General features: G+C 60.1%; 17 protein-coding genes. 8 read left to right on the top strand and 9 right to left on the bottom strand.

Features of this window, described 5'->3' with window-relative positions; all coding sequences use genetic code 11:
- Positions 1-109: 109 nt before the first annotated feature.
- On the top strand, positions 110-766 hold the full coding sequence (locus L904_RS13125) for an outer membrane protein (RefSeq protein ID WP_035261664.1): 657 nt from the start codon (positions 110-112) through the stop codon (positions 764-766).
- 116 nt (positions 767-882) lie between these two features.
- On the opposite strand, the gene L904_RS13120 is transcribed toward L904_RS13125, so the two are convergent.
- Both L904_RS13120 and L904_RS13115 read right to left on the bottom strand, forming a co-directional pair.
- Positions 883-1,479 (bottom strand): glutathione S-transferase, encoded by a 597-nt coding sequence (locus tag L904_RS13120; RefSeq protein WP_035261662.1) that lies wholly within the window; start codon positions 1,477-1,479, stop codon positions 883-885.
- Positions 1,480-1,591: 112 nt separating this feature from the next.
- Positions 1,592-2,365, bottom strand: a complete 774-nt coding sequence (locus tag L904_RS13115) for a ribonuclease (protein ID WP_035261659.1) — start codon at positions 2,363-2,365, stop codon at positions 1,592-1,594.
- A 207-nt stretch (positions 2,366-2,572) separates the two neighbouring features.
- Here L904_RS13115 and L904_RS13110 point away from each other — a divergent pair, with 207 nt between their 5' ends.
- The gene (locus L904_RS13110; RefSeq protein ID WP_035261656.1) at positions 2,573-3,520 is read left to right on the top strand and encodes a lysylphosphatidylglycerol synthase domain-containing protein; all 948 of its coding nucleotides are present in this window, start codon (positions 2,573-2,575) and stop codon (positions 3,518-3,520) included.
- A gap of 4 nt (positions 3,521-3,524) precedes the next feature.
- On the opposite strand, the gene L904_RS13105 is transcribed toward L904_RS13110, so the two are convergent.
- On the bottom strand, positions 3,525-4,388 hold the full coding sequence (locus tag L904_RS13105; protein WP_035261654.1) for a 23S rRNA (adenine(2030)-N(6))-methyltransferase RlmJ: 864 nt from the start codon (positions 4,386-4,388) through the stop codon (positions 3,525-3,527).
- Between the two features lie 41 nt (positions 4,389-4,429).
- Here L904_RS13105 and L904_RS13100 point away from each other — a divergent pair, with 41 nt between their 5' ends.
- Both L904_RS13100 and L904_RS13095 read left to right on the top strand, forming a co-directional pair.
- Positions 4,430-6,652, top strand: coding sequence for a molybdopterin-dependent oxidoreductase (locus L904_RS13100; RefSeq protein ID WP_035261652.1), 2,223 nt, complete (start codon positions 4,430-4,432; stop codon positions 6,650-6,652).
- Between the two features lie 55 nt (positions 6,653-6,707).
- The gene (locus L904_RS13095; protein WP_035261649.1) at positions 6,708-7,325 is read left to right on the top strand and encodes an NUDIX domain-containing protein; all 618 of its coding nucleotides are present in this window, start codon (positions 6,708-6,710) and stop codon (positions 7,323-7,325) included.
- Positions 7,326-7,332: 7 nt separating this feature from the next.
- On the opposite strand, the gene L904_RS13090 is transcribed toward L904_RS13095, so the two are convergent.
- From L904_RS13090 to L904_RS13065, 6 genes are all read right to left on the bottom strand, one after another.
- Positions 7,333-7,731 (bottom strand): type II toxin-antitoxin system VapC family toxin, encoded by a 399-nt coding sequence (locus L904_RS13090; RefSeq protein ID WP_035261647.1) that lies wholly within the window; start codon positions 7,729-7,731, stop codon positions 7,333-7,335.
- A complete protein-coding gene (locus L904_RS13085) occupies positions 7,731-7,970 on the bottom strand; it encodes a type II toxin-antitoxin system Phd/YefM family antitoxin (protein WP_035261672.1) in 240 nt (79 codons plus the stop codon). Before L904_RS13085 ends, L904_RS13090 begins: the two co-directional genes overlap by 1 nt.
- Before the next feature lie 112 nt (positions 7,971-8,082).
- A complete protein-coding gene (locus tag L904_RS13080) occupies positions 8,083-9,018 on the bottom strand; it encodes an omptin family outer membrane protease (RefSeq protein WP_035261644.1) in 936 nt (311 codons plus the stop codon).
- 131 nt (positions 9,019-9,149) lie between these two features.
- Positions 9,150-9,824, bottom strand: a complete 675-nt coding sequence (gene purN, locus L904_RS13075; protein WP_059762573.1) for a phosphoribosylglycinamide formyltransferase — start codon at positions 9,822-9,824, stop codon at positions 9,150-9,152.
- Positions 9,821-10,894 carry a phosphoribosylformylglycinamidine cyclo-ligase gene (gene purM / locus L904_RS13070; protein ID WP_059762571.1) on the bottom strand — a complete coding sequence of 358 codons (1,074 nt, stop codon included), beginning with the start codon at positions 10,892-10,894 and terminating at the stop codon, positions 9,821-9,823. Before purM ends, purN begins: the two co-directional genes overlap by 4 nt.
- A gap of 123 nt (positions 10,895-11,017) precedes the next feature.
- Complete coding sequence (locus tag L904_RS13065) at positions 11,018-11,812, bottom strand: class I SAM-dependent methyltransferase (RefSeq protein WP_020811533.1); 795 nt, start codon at positions 11,810-11,812, stop codon at positions 11,018-11,020.
- Positions 11,813-12,055: 243 nt separating this feature from the next.
- Here L904_RS13065 and L904_RS13060 point away from each other — a divergent pair, with 243 nt between their 5' ends.
- From L904_RS13060 to ppx, 4 genes are read left to right on the top strand one after another with little or no spacing between them, the layout of a single operon-like run.
- Positions 12,056-13,213 (top strand): AI-2E family transporter, encoded by a 1,158-nt coding sequence (locus tag L904_RS13060; protein WP_003520774.1) that lies wholly within the window; start codon positions 12,056-12,058, stop codon positions 13,211-13,213.
- 2 nt (positions 13,214-13,215) lie between these two features.
- On the top strand, positions 13,216-13,944 hold the full coding sequence (gene hdaA / locus L904_RS13055; protein WP_020811530.1) for a DnaA regulatory inactivator HdaA: 729 nt from the start codon (positions 13,216-13,218) through the stop codon (positions 13,942-13,944).
- Positions 13,941-16,244: an RNA degradosome polyphosphate kinase gene (locus L904_RS13050; protein ID WP_371259433.1), complete on the top strand. Its 2,304-nt coding sequence runs from the start codon at positions 13,941-13,943 to the stop codon at positions 16,242-16,244. The genes hdaA and L904_RS13050 overlap by 4 nt, the downstream gene beginning before the upstream one ends.
- On the top strand, positions 16,241-17,764 hold the full coding sequence (gene ppx / locus L904_RS13045) for an exopolyphosphatase (protein ID WP_003520777.1): 1,524 nt from the start codon (positions 16,241-16,243) through the stop codon (positions 17,762-17,764). Before L904_RS13050 ends, ppx begins: the two co-directional genes overlap by 4 nt.
- The last annotated feature ends 35 nt before the right edge of the window (positions 17,765-17,799 follow it).

The raw sequence follows: 17,799 nt of genomic DNA, 5'->3' as shown, positions 1-17,799 counted from the left end.
GCATTCTCCTATCAAATTCAGTTTCCAGAGGGGCGATTAACCCGACGAGTTTACACCGCGTCTGAGAACAATAGTTTTGAGTACAGAGCGGTCCTGAAAGGAGAATAGCATGCGTATTTTCGTAGCAACCCTTATGGCTTCGACCATGGCAGCCGCCGGCTTTTCGGCTGCTCACGCCGCTGACGCCGTAAATGAAGTGCCGCAGGCACCGGTTTCCTACGACCAGCCCGCGCCGGTCAAGGATTGGTCCGGTGCCTACCTCGGTGGTACGGTCAACTACGATTGGGGCCGTTTCAGCTCCAGCAACGACGGTCGTGACGCCAAGGGCGCTGGCGGCGGTCTCTACGGCGGTTACAACTGGCAGAACGGCCAGCTGGTTTACGGTGCGGAAGCAGACGTCAACCTCGGTGACGAGCGCGGTTCCGCCGGTACGGTCGCAGGTCGCGCCGTCGAAGGCAAGCAGGGCGTCAACGGCTCGCTGCGTGGCCGTGTCGGTTACGACATGAACCCGTTCCTGCTCTATGGTACGGCCGGTCTTGCTGTTTCCGACAACAAGGTTCGTGACGGCGTCAACAAGGACAGCGCCACGGCTCTCGGTTACACGGTTGGTGCCGGTGTTGAAGCCATGGTTACCGACAACATCACCGCTCGTCTGGAATATCGCTACAGCGACTACCAGAAGAAGGACTACACGCTCGGCAACGACGCCTTCTCGCGTGGTTATGACGACCACTCCGTCAAGGCCGGTATCGGCGTCAAGTTCTGATCCCTCAAGGATCGCTATTGGAAAAGCCGGGGTTTTGCCCCGGCTTTTTTGTTTTTCGCTCTCAAGCGTCGGCATGAATGCCCGGCCTTCCGGCCAGGCGTCCTTCTGCATCCGCCTCAGGCGGCGGCCTTCATTTCCGCATAGGCTTCGAAACGCTTGCCGAAGGTTTCAGGCCAGGCGGCCAGCGCATCGCGCCCTTCGGCCCATTCGCCGGCAAAGCGCAGGTCGAGATAACCGATCATCGCGGCAAGGGCGAAATGGCCGCCATGCAGCTTCTTGCCGGTTTTCGGCAGGTTGGTGTTGAGATAATCAAGCCCGCGGACCACCTTGCTCCACTGCTTGTCGATCCATGGCTGGTGGATCTTGTCTTCCGGGCGAAAACGACGCTCGTAAACGATGGCGAGCAGGCAATCCATGATGCCGTCGCACAGCGCTTCGAGAATTTCCACATCCGTGCGCTTGCCGTTCTTTTTCGGGTAGAGCTTGCCGCCCGAAAGACGGTCGAGATAATGCATGATCGCCACGCTGTCATAGACCGAGCCGCCTTCATCCAGAAGCAGGACCGGAATTTTGCCGAGCGGATTGTTGTCCATCAGCGTTGCGGGCTCGGCACTGGTATCGACGCGCACGGAGGTAATGTCGATGCCGAGATGGCGCGCGGCCATACGTACCTTGGCGGAGTAGGGGGAGGCGGGCGAGTAGAGCAGTTCCATGGTCGGGTCCTGTGGGTTGTCGTCTGGGGACTGGAATAGTCAATAAAACTGCATAGCGGTTTTATGTCTGGAAAATGTGTAGAGACGAGAAATAGAGCGCATTCGACGCGCTCTAGCGAATGGGGATGATTTCCGTGGCGTTGGCGCGGCAGCCCTTGCGGTCAAGCTCGGGGCAGTCGCGGAATGTCATGTCCCTGTTGAGGCAGATGCGCACTTCCTCAAGGCGCCTGCCGTCGCAGCTGATGGAGATGCCGCGTTTCGACAGGCCGGGATTGGCGTCGGTGAAGGCGGTTTCTATGGCGTCGGCGGAGAGAGTGGCGGCTTCGGTGCCTGAGGCGATCTTTCCCGGCAGCCGGATGGCTTCGAAGGCGGCCCGTGTCGCCGAGAAATAGTCCCTCTGCGACAGGCCCGAGCAGGAGCCGTGCTTGCGCCACTGGTGGCCGATCAGGCCCATCGACGGCATGATATCGAACATGGTGCGGCCGATTGCGTCCGGAACACGGTCGGGCTCGCCGCTTTGGCAGAATTCGGGATAGCCGTTTTCGTTCTGCGGCCACAGCCCGTGCACCACGAAACCGTAACGCCTGTCGCTGCCGCATTGCTGGCGGTTGCCCGAGCCTTCGGAACTGGCGCAGAACGCCGGTGACCAGGAGAGCGACAGCACGTAAAAATCGAACCCGTTTCCGCGGGGCGCAGGGTTTTTGCCCGTCTCCTGTCGGGAAACGTTACGCCCTGGAGCGTCCGGCCGGGAGTTATCGGCGGTCCGCGATTGGGATTGCGTCTGCCGGTTGCCGGCGGGGTCGGTCGGTGCCGGATTTTCCCACGCGAACCACAATGCGCCGAGCGACAGAAGGCCCAGAGCGATGAAACCGGCATAACGCTTCATTCCGTGTACGTTCTCCGGAAAATGGACGACCTCACATCGCCGGCGGGCGACGATCCGGTCTTACATCAACTTGTGAACGGGGCAAACCGCCAATCTTTGATGAAAAGGTTGAAAGCTTTGCCGCATAACGAATAAAGTCGAACGAATCTTCCGCAAAGACGGAACAGGGCTGGGGTGAGGCTGGAGGAAATAGGCGGGCATGACCGCATGAAATTCAAGAAATATATCTGGCCCGTCGTTGGCTTCGCGACGATCGGTTTTTCCGCATGGTTGCTCTTTCACGAACTGCGCGGCCTGTCGCTCGATGATCTCTGGGACAGTCTGAAAGCCATTCGCGTGCTGGACTGGCTGTGTTCGGGCCTTGCAACCCTGCTGGCCTATGCCGCGCTCGCCGGTTACGACCGCATCGCGTTGCAGCATCTTGGCCGCAAAGTGAACTGGTTCTTCATCACGCTCACCTCTTTCACCACCTATGCGCTGTCCCACAATGTCGGGGCCTCGGTATTCTCCGGCGCCGTGGTGCGATATCGGGCCTATACGTCAAAGGGGCTGAGTGTGGCGGAAGTGGGCGTCCTCGTCGGCCTCTGCTCCTTCACCTTCCTCATCGGCACGATCATGCTGATCGGGCTGGTGCTGCTTTACGAGCCTGACATCACCGAACGGTTTACCGGCATTCTGCCCGTCGAAGCCTCCACCACCACAGGCGTGCTGCTGCTCCTTTTCGTCGGCCTTTATATTCTTGGCAGCCTGCTCAGGCTGAAACCCCTGAAAATCGGTTCCTTCGTGCTGCCGTATCCCGCGCCGAAGCTTGTTGCGCAGCAACTCGTCATCGGCCCGATCGAGCTGATCGGCGCGGCGGGCATCATCTATTTCGCGCTGCCGGAAGCCGGAAATCCCGGTTATATGGTCATTCTCGGCATATTTCTGGTTTCCTTCTCGGCGGCGCTCATCTCGCATGCGCCGGGCGGTCTTGGGGTGCTGGAACTGGTCTTCGTCACCGGCCTGCCGGACATGAACCCGGCGGACGTCATCGCGGCGCTTCTGGTCTTCAGGCTGTTCTACCTCATCATTCCCTTCATCATGGCCCTGTTCGTGATCCTGTTCTTCGAACGGTCACAGCTTGCGCAGGCGCAGAGGCGGGAAGGGCTGAGATAGCCCCTCAATTATCTTCCGATTTTTCCTCGCCGCGCAGCCAGAAGGCGCGCTGCGAGGCGAACCTGTCCTGCGCCAGCGTTGTCTTCAGGTAGGGCAGCAGCGTATGCAACTCGTCCTTCAGCGTATAGGGCGGATTGACGATGATGAGGCCGGAGCCGCTCAGGCCATCCAGCCGGTCGCTTCTGACGGAAAGCTCCGCGCACAGCATCTTCGGAATGTCGAAGGATTGCAGCCGCTCGTGGAAGTCCCTGATCGGTGCGCCTTTCTTCAAGGGATACCAAAGGCAATAGGTGCCGGTGGAAAAACGCCGATAGGCCTTGTTCAAGCCATCGGCCAGACGCTGATATTCATTCTCAAGCTCGAAAGGCGGATCGACGAGGATGAGGCCGCGCTTTTCCTTCGGTGGCAGATGCGCGCCGAGCGACAGCCAGCCATCCAGCTCGGTGACACGCACCTGGTAGTCCCCCTCGAACAGGCGTGCGAGCGCCCGGCTGTCATCCGGGTGCAGTTCCATGGCCGAAAGCCGGTCCTGCGGGCGAAACAGCATGCGCGCGAGTTTCGGTGAGCCGGGGTAGAATTTCACGCCACCTTCCGGATTGAGTTCCTTCACGGCGTCAAGATAGGGCTCCAGCAGTTCGGCGATGGGGGCGGGCAGATCGGCCTCCATCAGCTTGCCGATACCGGTCTGCCATTCGCCGGTCTTCTGCGCTTCTTCCGAGGTCAGGTCGTAAAGCCCGATGCCGGCATGGGTGTCCAGCACCCGAAAGGCCTTGTCCTTGTTCTGCAGGTAACGCACGAGGCGGGCGAGAACGGCATGTTTGAGGACATCCGCGAAATTGCCGGCGTGATAGATGTGGCGGTAGTTCATGGATGTGTCTCGCTTGCCGTTTATCCGGATGAATGGTCAGGATGAATATTCTTGATGGACGTCACTTCGGCCTTTTTGCCGCATCGTTGATGCAATATACAAAAGACATGAACGTTGCGACCCCGATTTCCGCTGAAAAAGCCGCCCCGAAGTCCGAAGTCCGTATCGGACACACGGTCTGCCCGCATGACTGTCCGAGCGCCTGCGCGCTCGAGGTCGACATCAATGCGGATGGCCGCATCGGCCGCGTGCGCGGGGCTAACGCCAATACGTACACCGCCGGCGTGATCTGCGCCAAGGTGGCGCGTTACTCCGAGCGCATCTATCATCCCGGCCGTCTTCTGACCCCGAAGCGCCGCAAGGGTGCGAAGGGCGCGGGCGACTGGCAGGAGATTTCCTGGGAAGCGGCTTTGGACGAGGTGGCGGACGCTTTCGTCAAGGCCGAAGCGCGGCATGGTACTGAGGCCATCTGGCCCTATTTCTATGCCGGCACCATGGGGCAGGTGCAGCGGGACTCCATTGAGCGCCTGCGCCACGCCAAGAAATATTCCGGCTTCTTCGGTTCGATCTGCACCAACATGGCCTGGACCGGTTATGTGATGGGCACCGGCGCACTGCGCGGCCCTGATCCGCGCGAGATCGCCAAGGCCGATGTCGTCGTCATCTGGGGCACCAATGCGGTCGCCACGCAGGTCAATGTCATGACCCATGCGGTGAAAGCCCGCAAGGAACGCGGCGCGAAGATCGTCGTTGTCGATATCTACGACAATCCGACCATGAAGCAGGCGGATATGCGCATCGTCGTCCGCCCCGGCACGGATGCCGCACTTGCCTGCGCCGTCATGCACATTGCCTTCCGCGACGGTTACGCCGACCGTGATTATATGGCGCGCTTCGCTGACGATCCGGCCGGGCTCGAGGCGCATCTGAAGACGAAAACGCCGCAATGGGCATCCGAAATCACCGGCCTTTCCGTCGATGAGATCGAGGATTTCGCAAGGCTGGTCGGCGCCACCAAGAAGACGTTCTTCCGGCTCGGATATGGTTTTGCCCGCCAGCGCAACGGCGCGGTCGCCATGCATGCGGCGCTTTCCATCGCCACGGTTCTCGGCTCCTGGCAATATGAGGGCGGCGGCGCGTTCCACAACAATGGCGACATCTTCCGGCTCAACAAGGCGGAGCTGATGGGCAGTTCTTACGCCGACCCAGAGGTGCGCCAGCTCGACCAGTCGCAGATCGGCCGTGTGCTGACGGGGAACGCCGAGGCGCTGCGCCACGGCGGCCCGGTGACGGCCTTACTCATCCAGAACACCAATCCCGTCAATGTCGCGCCCGAACAGCGGCTGGTGAAACAGGGTTTCCTGCGCGACGATCTCTTCGTCGCCGTGCATGAGCAGTTCATGACCGAGACGGCCGATGTGGCCGATATCGTGATGCCCGCCACCATGTTCCTCGAACATGACGACATCTACCGCGCCGGTGGCCAGAACCACATTCTGCTTGGGCCCAAACTGGTGGAGCCGCCGGAAACGGTGCGCACCAATCTCTTCGTCATCGAGGAACTGGCAAAACGCCTCGGCGTCGACCATATGCCGGGCTTCGGCCTTTCGGCCCGCGATCATGTCGACCGTATGCTCAAAGTCAGCGGCTGGGGCGATTTCGACACGCTGGCTGAAGAAAAGTGGATCGATGCGCAGCCGTCCTTCGAGGTGGCGCATTATCTCGAAGGATTCGGTTACGGTGATGGCAAATTCCGCTTCAGTCCCGAATGGGCAACCGGACCCTCTCCGAACAAGCCGCCGAAAAATATCGGTGTGATGGGGCCTGTTGCGCAATTTCCGAAATTCCCGGATCAGGTCGACGTCATCGAAACCGTGGACGGTGACCATCCCTTCCGGCTGGCGACATCGCCGGCGCGCAACTTCCTGAACTCCACCTTCGCGGAAACGAAGACCTCCGTGCAGAAGGAAGGCCGCCCGGAACTGATGATCTGTCCCGAGGATGCGAGCGGCAACGGCATCGCCGATGGCGACATCGTCCGTATCGGCAATGCGCGCGGCGAAGTGCGTCTCCATGCGAAAATCGTGGAGGGTGCAAGACCGGGTGTGTTGATCGCCGAAGGGCTGTGGCCAAACAGGGCGCATCTGGATGGCGAAGGCATCAATGTGCTGACCGGCGCCGATGCCGTCGCCCCCTATGGCGGTGCGGCTTTTCACGACAACAAGGTGTGGCTCCGCCGCGATGACGGGCCCCGCGAGGCTTGATATTGCGCCGCAACACGGGCAGGCTGAAATCCCACGACAGGCAAGGACATATCCGGTGACACAGACGCAGGCGAAAAACATTCCGGCCGACACGGATGCGGGCAGAATCCGGCTGGTGGAAAAAGAAACCGTCTGGAAGGGCTTCGTGCATATGCAGAAGCTCGTTTTCGACCAGCGCATGCCGGATGGCAAAACCATCCGCATCGTCCGGGAAGTCCACGACCATGGCAGCGCCGCCGCCATTCTTCTTTATGACCCGAAGCGCGACAGTGTGGTGATGGTGCGCCAGTTCCGCCCCGCCGCCTTCGTGAACGGCGATCAAAGCTTCATGATCGAGGTGCCGGCGGGGCTTCTCGACGACGACGACGCGGCCGTCGCCATCCGCCGCGAGGCGATGGAAGAATCCGGCTACGCGGTCGAAAAGGTCGACTATCTGTTCGATATGTATGCCAGCCCCGGCACGCTGACGGAAAAGGTCAGCCTCTTCGTCGCCCGCATCGATCTTGACGTGCAGGCCGGCAGCGGCGGCGGACTGGAGGACGAAGGCGAGGATATCGAGGTTCTGACCTATGGGCTGGATGAAGCCTTCGCGATGATCGCATCGGGTGAAATCACCGATTCCAAGACGATCATTCTGCTGCAATGGGCGATGTTGAATCGCACCCGGCTCTGAGCAAACCTTAGACGAATGCGACGTTTTCCAGCTTTGCGGCAGCCGCAAGCTTTCTGTCCTGTGTTGCCAGAGGCGCGTTGTGCGAAATCGCGAGCGACAGATAGGCAGCGTCATAAGCGGAAAGGGCATGTTTTTGCGCCAGACGAATAATCGACACGTGATCGGCGCTTGATGAAAGCGTAACCGGCAGGCTGGCGAAACGCATGAGAATTGCAAAGATGTCATCCGCGGAAATACGCTTTCGGCGTTCGGCCGAAAGCAATATGTTGCGCAACTCGTGTGACAGAAGATCGGGTGCGAAAGCGTCCTGCGTTTCCAGTCGCGCCAGAGCGTCGTCGGCAACTGCGCCATCCTCGTCAGGCAGGAACCAGGCCGCGACAACCGATGCATCCACAACGAAGGCCATTATTTGCGGCCTTCTTCTTTCCACGCTCTGATTTCATCCGCCGTCGTCTTGGCTCGTTGCGACCTCTCTGCGCGTATCGCGGCGACGAGCTGTTGGCGGGACTGGAAATCGTTCGCCCTGACGAGACGCGCCACAGGCTCATTTCCACGCGCAATAACGACCTCTTCTCCCGCCTCGACCTTGGCCAGAAGCTCTGAAAGGTGCGTTTTTGCTTCACCGACTTTGATCGTAATTGTCATGGCAGCCATGGCCTCGCTCATATTCAAGATGATATTAGGAGTGCCATCGTACTTGGTCAAGTGGTTGGCCAAGCACGTCAGGCCGATCTCTTTTCGACGGTCGCCATCGAAATCAGAAGCGTCCTCGCACACCCATCCCCACGAAAATCGACTGCAAGTCACCGCCGCCGGCATTCTTTTCCGATGACAGGTTTCCGGCGCCTGCGCCGCTGTAGTGGGTGTCTCCGCGCCCGAGGCTGGTATAGTCATATGCGCCGTCGAGATAGATCGAGGCATTCTCGGTCAGGTCATAGGCGACGCCGGCCTTCACCCCGAACATGCCGGCGACGTCGAATTTGTCGGTAAAGCGCATGTCGCGCAGCCAGTGATCGTCCGTTGCCTTGCCATAGACCATGGCGCCGCCTTCGAGGCCCAGATTGAGCGACCAGTTGCCGAACCTCTGGCCGCCCGTCAGGTTGCCGTAGAAAACCGGGATTTGCTGGCGATAGGTGATCCCCTTGAGGCCATCCTTGAATTTGCCGGAGAAATCGCGGGGGGAGAAAACGCTGTAAACGGCGTTGCCGCCATAAGCCGACCATTGAACATCCGTATAACGAAAACCGACGCCGGCGCTGAGATATTGCTGCGGATCGTCCAGCAACATGCGATTGAGTTCGAGGCTTCCCGAAAAATAATGGTCGAGCCGCGTGTCGTCATGCTGGGAACGGTGGCTCCAATTGTCCTTGGAGCTATCTCTGGAAAAAGGCCAAACCCAGTCATAGTCGGTCATATAGCCGTCGCCCTCGAAGCCGACGCGGCCTTCCGCCTTCACGCGCCAGCCGGGCGCAAGTTCAAGCCCGAGCGAGCCGCGCAATGCCACGGCGTTTTTGGTTTCCCATTCGAGTTCGCTCAGCTTGCGCCCACCGATATGGACGGTTTCCGTCGCTCGAAGATTGAGAACGCCGGCATCCACTGAGGCTGTAATGCCGCTTTGCTCAGCCGCGACGGGCAGGCTGGCGCCCGCCAGCAGGACAACCGAAAGCGGCAGGGAAAATCTCGAAAATGGCATAATCGCTCCTGAATGACCGGAGGGCCCGAAATAAGGGTCGTTGCGGGCATTAAAGATGATTATGGTAAACGATCGGTTTATTTTCCGAAAAATACCATTATTGGTGTTTTTGTACTTTAGTTATAGCTTTATCAGGAGGCGGAGATGAGGTTGGAATACTCAGTATTACTTTCGTCATCCGTGGAAACTGCCTTGCCGTCTTCCATTCGAACCTTGCCTTCGGCAAGCCGCTTCAGGGTAAGCGGGTAGAGCTGGTGCTCGACTGTCAGTATCCGCGCCGCCAGCGTGTCGGCCGTATCGCCGGAAACGACCGGCACCGCACCCTGCGCGATGGTCGGGCCTTCATCCATGCCTTCGGTGACGAAATGCACGGTGCAGCCGGAAATCTTCATGCCGCTGTCGATGGCGCGCTGATGGGTGTGCAGGCCGGGGAAAAGCGGCAGCAGGGAAGGGTGGATATTGATGATGCGCCCTTCATAGGGAGCAATGAAATTCCCCGATATCAGCCGCATGTAACCGGCGAGACAAATGATATCGGGCGCGATTTCACCAAGTGCGGCCAGAATGGCGCCCTCATGCTCGGCCTTGCTGGCATAGGTCTTGCGCTCGAAGACCAACGTGGGAATGCCCATGCCCCGTGCCTTTTCCAGCCCGCCCGCAGACGCCTTGTCCGAGATGACGCAGACGATTTCCGCCGGAAAATCCGCCGCCTGACAGGCCTTGGCCAGCGACACCATGTTGGAGCCGCTGCCGGAAATGAAAACGACGACGCGTTTGCGGCCGGACGGGAAGGCGGCGCTCATCATAGGCCGAGAGCGCCCTTGTAGATGGTGCCATGCGCGCCTTCTTCGCGGGCGACCATGCGGCCGAGCGGGAAGACGGTCTCGCCTTCGGCGGTCAGAACCTCCGTGACCTTTTCGGCATTTTCAGCCGAAACGACGACGATCATGCCAACGCCGCAATTGAAAGTGCGCAGCATTTCCTTCGCTTCAACGCCGCCGGTTTGCGCCAGCCACGAGAAGACGGCGGGAACCTCGATCGCGTCGAGATCGATTTCGGCGGCGAGATGCTTTGGCAGAACGCGCGGAATATTCTCCGGGAAACCGCCGCCGGTAATATGCGCCAGCGCCTTCAGCGCGCCGGTCTCGCGGATCGCCTTCAAAAGCGGCTTCACATAGATGCGGGTCGGCGTCAGCAGCGCTTCGCCGAGCTTCTTGCCGTCCGCGAAGGGGGAAGGCGCGCTCCAGTCGAGACCGGAGATCGACACGATCTTGCGCACCAGCGAAAAGCCGTTGGAGTGAACGCCGGAAGAGGAGAGGCCGAGAATGACGTCGCCTTCGGAAATGTCGCCGGCCGGCAGAAGCTGGCCGCGTTCGGCCGCACCCACGGCAAAGCCCGCGAGATCATAGTCGCCATCGGAATACATGCCGGGCATTTCAGCGGTTTCGCCGCCGATCAGCGCACAGCCGGATTCGCGGCAGCCGGCGGCAATGCCGGAAACGATGGCCGCACCCTGGTCCGGATCCAGCTTGCCGGTGGCGAAATAATCGAGGAAGAACAGCGGTTCTGCGCCCTGGACGACGAGATCGTTGACGCACATGGCTACGAGATCGATGCCGACGGTGTCGTGATAGTCAGCATCGATGGCGATCTTCAGCTTGGTGCCGACGCCGTCATTGGCGGCCACCAGAACCGGATCGGTGAAGCCCGCGGCTTTCAGATCGAACAGGCCGCCGAAGCCGCCGATTTCGCCATCCGCGCCGGGACGCCGCGTAGAACGCACCGCCGGTTTGATCTTTTCGACCATCAGGTTGCCGGCGTCGATATCCACACCTGCATCACTATAGGTAAGACCGTTCTTGCCCGACTGGCTCATGGCTCTCGTCTCCGCTGGTTCCTTTGGCGTCGCCATTCGCACGGGACGGGGCCTGATGCAAGGGTTTGAGTGGCAAAAGCTCCGGTTTTTAACGGCTTTGGCGGGGCTAGCCGGATTGGGTGCTCACGATGGCTGCGGCGCGGCGCGACAGACGAGATTGAGCAGGCCGTCATTGGACGTATCGGAATTTTCCTCTATCGGCCGCCCGTTCTCGCCATAACGTGCGGCGATCTCAAAGCCCGCCGCTTCCAGCTGGCGGGTCTGGGCGGCAAGGTCGATGAAATAAAACAGGCCGCTCCAGCGATGCGCCTGATCCGCGAGAATGGCATATTCCGGCGTCCGCCGTGTCGAAGGTTGCAGGCGCAGATAGTTGATCCAGCTTTGCGGATGCAGCGAATTCACCACCTCGCGCGGGTGCCAGGAGCGTCGGTGCAGCGGCATGCCGCCGGCCCGTTTCCATTGGCGATTGTGAAACGAAAAGATAAAATATCCGCCGGGTGCGAGAATGCTTCGCACGGCATGGATGATGGCAAGCCGGTCCTCATGGTCGAAGGCGCTTAGAATCGCGAGCGCGCCGAGCACGCAATCGAAACGCTCCGCGCCGAACTGGCCGATCGCCCGCACATCCATGTCGAGAAACGTGGCGGCTGGAAAATTGCGCCGCGCCAGCGCAAGCATCGGCTGCGAGCGGTCAATGCCGATATAGTCTCCCACCAGCGGCAAAAGCGGCTTCGTCGTTCGGCCGGTGCCGACGCCGAGGTCAAGCAGCCGCTTGCCCGCATAGGCATGGCGGAACTGATCGAGAATGATGCGTTCGGCCGGGTAAAGCTGCTGGTTGTCATACCATTCGGCAACTTCGGGATTATCGAAGAGACCGGCATTATATTCCGCGATGCCATTTTCACTGGTGCTCTGCATCGTGCCCCCCGGCCGCCGGACATGAAGGAGCGCCGCTGGCCCGCCCGGCAATATTTGATAGTTGTCTAATATTTATCTACGGTCAACCTGCCGTTGCGATGGGTTGGCCGGAAATGAGGGATTTTACCGCTGTGCGGGCAGTCTCCTTCTGCCCACGCGCGAAAGCGCCGGTCTTGACCATGTGCATATGCGCATCCTATCTCCATCATGGGCGGTGACGGTGCGGCGATAAAGGATGAACGGATGCAACCCCATGTAAGCGGTACGAGCCTGCGCCGGCAGGTATTTTTCTGGATCGGCGTGCTTGCCGTCTTTGTCCTTTTCCTGATGGTCTTCAGCTCCATTCTCCTGCCTTTCGTGGCGGGCATGGCGCTTGCCTATTTTCTCGACCCGGTTGCCGACTGGCTGGAACGGCGCGGCCTTAGCCGGTTGATGGCCACCGTCGTCATCCTCGTCTCCTTCGTGCTGCTCTTCGCGCTGTCGCTCATTATCATCATTCCGCTGATCGTCGCCCAGGCCTCGGAATTCATCACGCGCATCCCGCAATATATCTCGTCATTGCAGCAGCTGATTGCCGGCGCCGACACCAATCTCCTGCCGGATTGGGTGAGCAGCCAGATCGACGCCGTGAAGGAGAATTTTTCGAAGCTTTTGACCGAAGGCGCCGGTTTCATCGGCACGCTTTTGACGCAGATATGGAATTCCGGCAAATCGCTGGTCGATGTCATGTCGCTGCTGGTCGTCACGCCCGTGGTCGCCTTCTATCTGCTGCTCGACTGGGACCGGATGATCGACAAGGTCGACAGCTGGATACCGCGCGATTATGTCCATACCGTCCGCCAGATCGCCCGCGACATGGATAAGACCATTGCCGGTTTCGTGCGCGGGCAGGGGTCGCTCTGCATCATTCTCGGCGTTTATTACGCCGTCGGCCTGTCGCTGGTGGGCTTGAATTTCGGCCTGCTGATCGGCCTTTTCTCAGGCCTCATCAGCTTCATTCCCTATATCGGCTCCATGGTCGGCCTCATCCTTGCCGTCGGCGTCGCCATCGTGCAGTTCTGGCCGGATTACATCTATGTGTTTCTGACGCTCGTTGTGTTCTTCTCCGGCCAGTTCATCGAAGGCAACATCCTGCAACCGAAGCTTGTCGGCAAAAGCGTCGGCCTGCATCCGGTCTGGCTCATGTTCGCCCTTTTCGCCTTCGGTGCGCTTTTCGGTTTCGTCGGGCTTCTCGTCGCGGTGCCGGCGGCGGCGGCGGTCGGCGTGCTTGTCCGCTTCGCCCTGTCGCGGTATCTTGAAAGCGATCTTTACCACGGGCATGCCGCCAACCTTCCCTGGGACACAAACCCTGCCCTGGAAGAAGGGGAAACGTCCTCCGGCAAGGTTGACTCTCAGAGCTGACGATGACTGACCAAATCAAAACCGACAACGCCCGGTCGAAGGCCGAGCAGCTGCCGCTCGCATTCTCACACCAGTCCGCTTCCGGCAGGGATGATCTCCTCGTCTCCGCCTCGCTTGCGGCTGCCGTCAGCCTCATCGATGAATGGCCGAATTGGCGCTCGCCTGTTGTCGTGCTGGCCGGGCCGCCGGGTTCGGGAAAATCGCATCTCGCCAATATCTGGAAAAATATCAGCGATGCGCGCGACATTCACCCCGAGACGGGCTCCGATGCCGCGCGTGCTGCCGAAACGGGACCGGTTCTTTTCGAGGACGCCGACCGGCGCGGTTTTAACGAAACGGAACTCTTCCATGTCATCAACAGCGTGCGCCAGCACGGCACGACGCTTTTGATGACGAGCCGGCAATGGCCCGCCGCATGGCCGGTGACGCTGCCAGACCTGCGCTCGCGCCTCAAAGCCGTAACGGTGGTGGAAACCGGCGAGCCGGACGAGGGGCTGCTGGCGCAGGTGCTGGTGAAACTCTTCGCCGACCGGCAGCTTTACATGGATGACAAACTCATAGGTTACATCGTCAATAGAATGGAGCGTTCGCTCGATACGGCGCAGACGATCGTGGACCGGATCGACCGGCTGGCGCTTTCGCGTGGAACGAGAATTACACGGCCGCTGGTGGCGGAGGTCCTCAACGCGATGGACAACGCAGCAGCGGGCAGCGGACTGGACATCGATTGACTGTCACAGTTCCGTCGTCAAACTGTTATACGGGCAAGAAGGACGATCGCGCGATGCAGCAGGATCACGGGACGGAAATCGGTCAGGGGATGGAACAGGGAATGGACGCTATCGCGCAGGAAGACTTCAACAAGGTTCAGCCGGTGACCGAAGGCGAGAGCCTGTGGGACAGCCCGGCGCGTTTCATCAACCGCGAATTTTCCTGGCTCCAGTTCAACCGCCGCGTTCTCGAAGAAACGCTGAACACGGATCATCCGCTGCTGGAGCGGCTGCGCTTCCTCTCCATTTCGGCCGCCAACCTCGATGAATTCTTCATGGTCCGCGTTGCCGGCCTCGAAGGGCAGGTGCGCCAGAAGATCACCGTCAAAACGCCGGACGGCAAGACGCCGGCCGAGCAGCTCGAAGATATTCTGAAGGAAATCGACAATTTGCAGATGGAGCAGCAGGCCTCGCTTGCCGTTCTGCAGCAATATCTCGCCAAGGAAGAAATCTTCATCGTGCGGCCGGCCGCACTTTCGGATGCGGACCGCACCTGGCTGGGCACCGAATTCGAGGAACGCATTTTCCCGGTGCTGACGCCGCTGTCCATCGATCCGGCGCATCCGTTCCCCTTCATTCCGAACCTCGGTTTCTCGATGGGCCTGCAGCTCGACAGCGTCAACGGCCGCGAGCCGATGACGGCGCTCCTGCGCCTGCCGCCGGCGCTCGACCGTTTCGTGCGCCTGCCGGATGACAAGAACGCCATCCGTTACATCACGCTGGAAGATGTGGTCGGCCTGTTCATTCACCGGCTTTATCCCGGCTATAGCGTCAAGGGATTCGGCACGTTCCGCATCATCCGCGACAGCGATATCGAAGTCGAAGAAGAGGCGGAAGATCTGGTCCGTTTCTTCGAAAGCGCGCTGAAGCGCCGCCGCCGCGGTTCCGTTATCCGCATCGAGACCGACAGCGAAATGCCGCAGTCGCTGCGCCAGTTCGTGGTGCATGAGCTTGGCGTGCCTGATAATCGCGTCGCCGTTCTGCCCGGCCTTCTCGCGCTCAACACCATCTCGGAAATCGTCCGCGCGCCGCGCGACGACCTGAAATTCGAACCATACAACGCCCGTTTCCCCGAGCGCGTGCGCGAACATGCCGGCGATTGCCTCGCCGCCATCCGCGAAAAGGACATGGTGGTTCACCACCCCTATGAAAGCTTCGACGTGGTCGTGCAGTTCCTGCTGCAGGCGGCGCGCGATCCCGAAGTGCTCGCCATCAAGCAGACGCTTTACCGCACCTCCAATGACAGCCCGATCGTTCGCGCGCTGATCGATGCGGCGGAAGCCGGTAAATCCGTGACCGCGCTGGTGGAACTTAAAGCGCGTTTCGATGAAGAGGCAAACATCCGCTGGGCGCGCGATCTGGAGCGGGCCGGCGTGCAGGTCGTCTTCGGCTTCATCGAACTCAAGACCCACGCCAAGATGTCGATGGTGGTGCGCCGCGAGGACGGCAAGCTCAGAACCTATTGCCACCTCGGCACCGGCAACTATCACCCGATCACGGCCAAGATCTATACCGACCTGTCCTTCTTCACCTGCAACCCGAAGATCGCCCATGACATGGCGAATATCTTCAACTTCATCACGGGTTACGGCGAGCCGGAAGAGGGCATGAAGCTTGCCATTTCGCCCTATACGCTGCGCGCCCGCATCGTAAAGCACATCAATGAAGAGATCGAGCACGCCAAGCGCGGTGCGCCGGCGGCGATCTGGATGAAGATGAATTCGCTGGTCGACCCTGAAATCATCGATTCTCTTTACCGCGCAAGTGCTGCGGGCGTGGAGGTCGATCTCGTCGTGCGCGGCATCTGCTGCCTGCGCCCGCAGGTGCCCGGTCTGTCGGATAATATCCGCGTCAAATCCATCGTCGGCCGCTTCCTCGAACATAGCCGCATCTTCTGCTTCGGCAATGGTTTCGGCCTGCCATCGGACAAGGCGCTGGTCTATATCGGCTCGGCCGACATGATGCCGCGCAACCTTGATCGGCGCGTGGAAACGCTGGTTCCGCTCACCAATCCCACCGTGCATGAGCAGGTTCTTTCACAGATTATGCTGGGCAATCTCATTGACAACCAGCAGAGCTACGAGATACTTGCGGACGGAACGTCGAGGCGCATCGAGGTGCGTAAAGGCGAAGAACCGTTCAACGCGCAGCACTATTTCATGACCAATCCCAGCCTTTCCGGACGTGGTGAAGCCTTGAAATCCAGTGCGCCCAAATTGATTGCCGGGTTGATTTCGTCCCGCAAGAAACAGGCTGAATGACTCGATCAGAAGCACAGGGGCGGCTGACCGGCCTTGCCCCCGTTTCCGTCATAGATATTGGTTCGAACTCCGTTCGTCTCGTCGTATATGAAGGTCTTTCCCGCGCGCCTGCGGTGCTGTTCAATGAAAAGGTCCTGTGCGGCCTTGGCAAGGGACTGGCGCTGACGGGCCGTATGCATGAGGAAGGCGTCAGCCGGGCGCTGATGGCGCTTCGGCGTTTCCATGTCCTTTCCGAGCAGGCGCAGGCGCAGAAGCTCTATGTGCTGGCGACGGCTGCGGCGCGTGAGGCGGAAAACGGCCCGGATTTCATCCGCGAGGCCGAAGCCATTCTCGGCTGCGAGATCGAGGTGCTGTCAGGCGAAAAGGAAGCGCTTTATTCCGCCTATGGCGTGATCAGCGGTTTCCATGATCCAGACGGCATTGCCGGCGATTTGGGCGGCGGTTCGCTCGAACTCATCGACATCAAGGGTAAGAGCTGCGGCGAGGGCATCACCCTGCCGCTCGGCGGCCTGCGGCTGTCGGAGCAGTCGGACGGCTCGCTAGAAAAAGCGGCGACGATTGCCAGAAAACACGTCAAATCCTTCGCCAAGCTTCTGGCGGCGGGTGAGGGGCGCACCTTTTACGCGGTGGGCGGCACCTGGCGAAACATCGCCAAACTGCATATGGAGATATCGGGCTATCCGCTGCATATGATGCAGGGCTATGAATTGCCGCTGGAGGAAATGCTGAATTTTCTCGAGGAGGTCATCGTCTCCCGGGATAGCAAGGATCCAGCCTGGCAGGCGGTCTCCAAGAACCGCCGCTCGCTTCTGCCCTTCGGCGCCATCGCCATGCGCGAAGTTCTGAAAATGATGAAGCCGGCCAGGATCGCCTTCTCGGCGCAGGGCGTGCGCGAAGGTTATCTCTATTCGCTGTTGACGGAAGAAGAGCGGGATTCCGATCCGCTGCTGGTTGCCGCCGATGAACTTGCCATTCTGCGCGCCCGCTCGCCGGAACATGCGCGCGAACTGGCGGACTGGAGCGGCCGCACCTTCCCGGTCTTCGGCGTTGACGAGACCGAAGAGGAAAGCCGTTACCGGCAGGCGGCCTGCCTTCTCGCCGATATCAGCTGGCGCGCCCATCCCGATTATCGCGGATTGCAGGCGCTCAACATCATCGCCCACTCTTCTTTCGTGGCGATCACCCATCCCGGCCGCGCCTATATTGCGCTCGCCAATTATTATCGCTTCGAAGGTCTGAACGACAACGGCACCACGCAGCCGCTCGCCGCCATGGCGGGCGACCGGTTGCAGGAGCTTGGTAAATTGCTCGGCGGGCTGCTGCGCGTCGTCTATCTCTTCTCGGCTTCGATGCCGGGCGTCGTCGACCACCTCAAATTCCGCAAATCCGGCAATCCCGATCTCGATCTGGAATTCGTCGTGCCGCACGATTATTGCGATTTCGCCGGCGAGCGACTGGATGGCCGCCTGCAGCAATTGGCGAAGCTGACGGGCAAGCGGCTGGCGTTCGTGTTCGAATAACGAACGGCGACGTTTCCGTTTTGTGGCAGGAACGG

This window comes from Agrobacterium sp. LY4 (assembly GCF_001526585.1).
Classification (GTDB): domain Bacteria; phylum Pseudomonadota; class Alphaproteobacteria; order Rhizobiales; family Rhizobiaceae; genus Agrobacterium; species Agrobacterium leguminum.
Note: the sequence above shows the minus strand (reverse complement) of the source record. Positions and strands in the feature narration are given on the sequence as shown.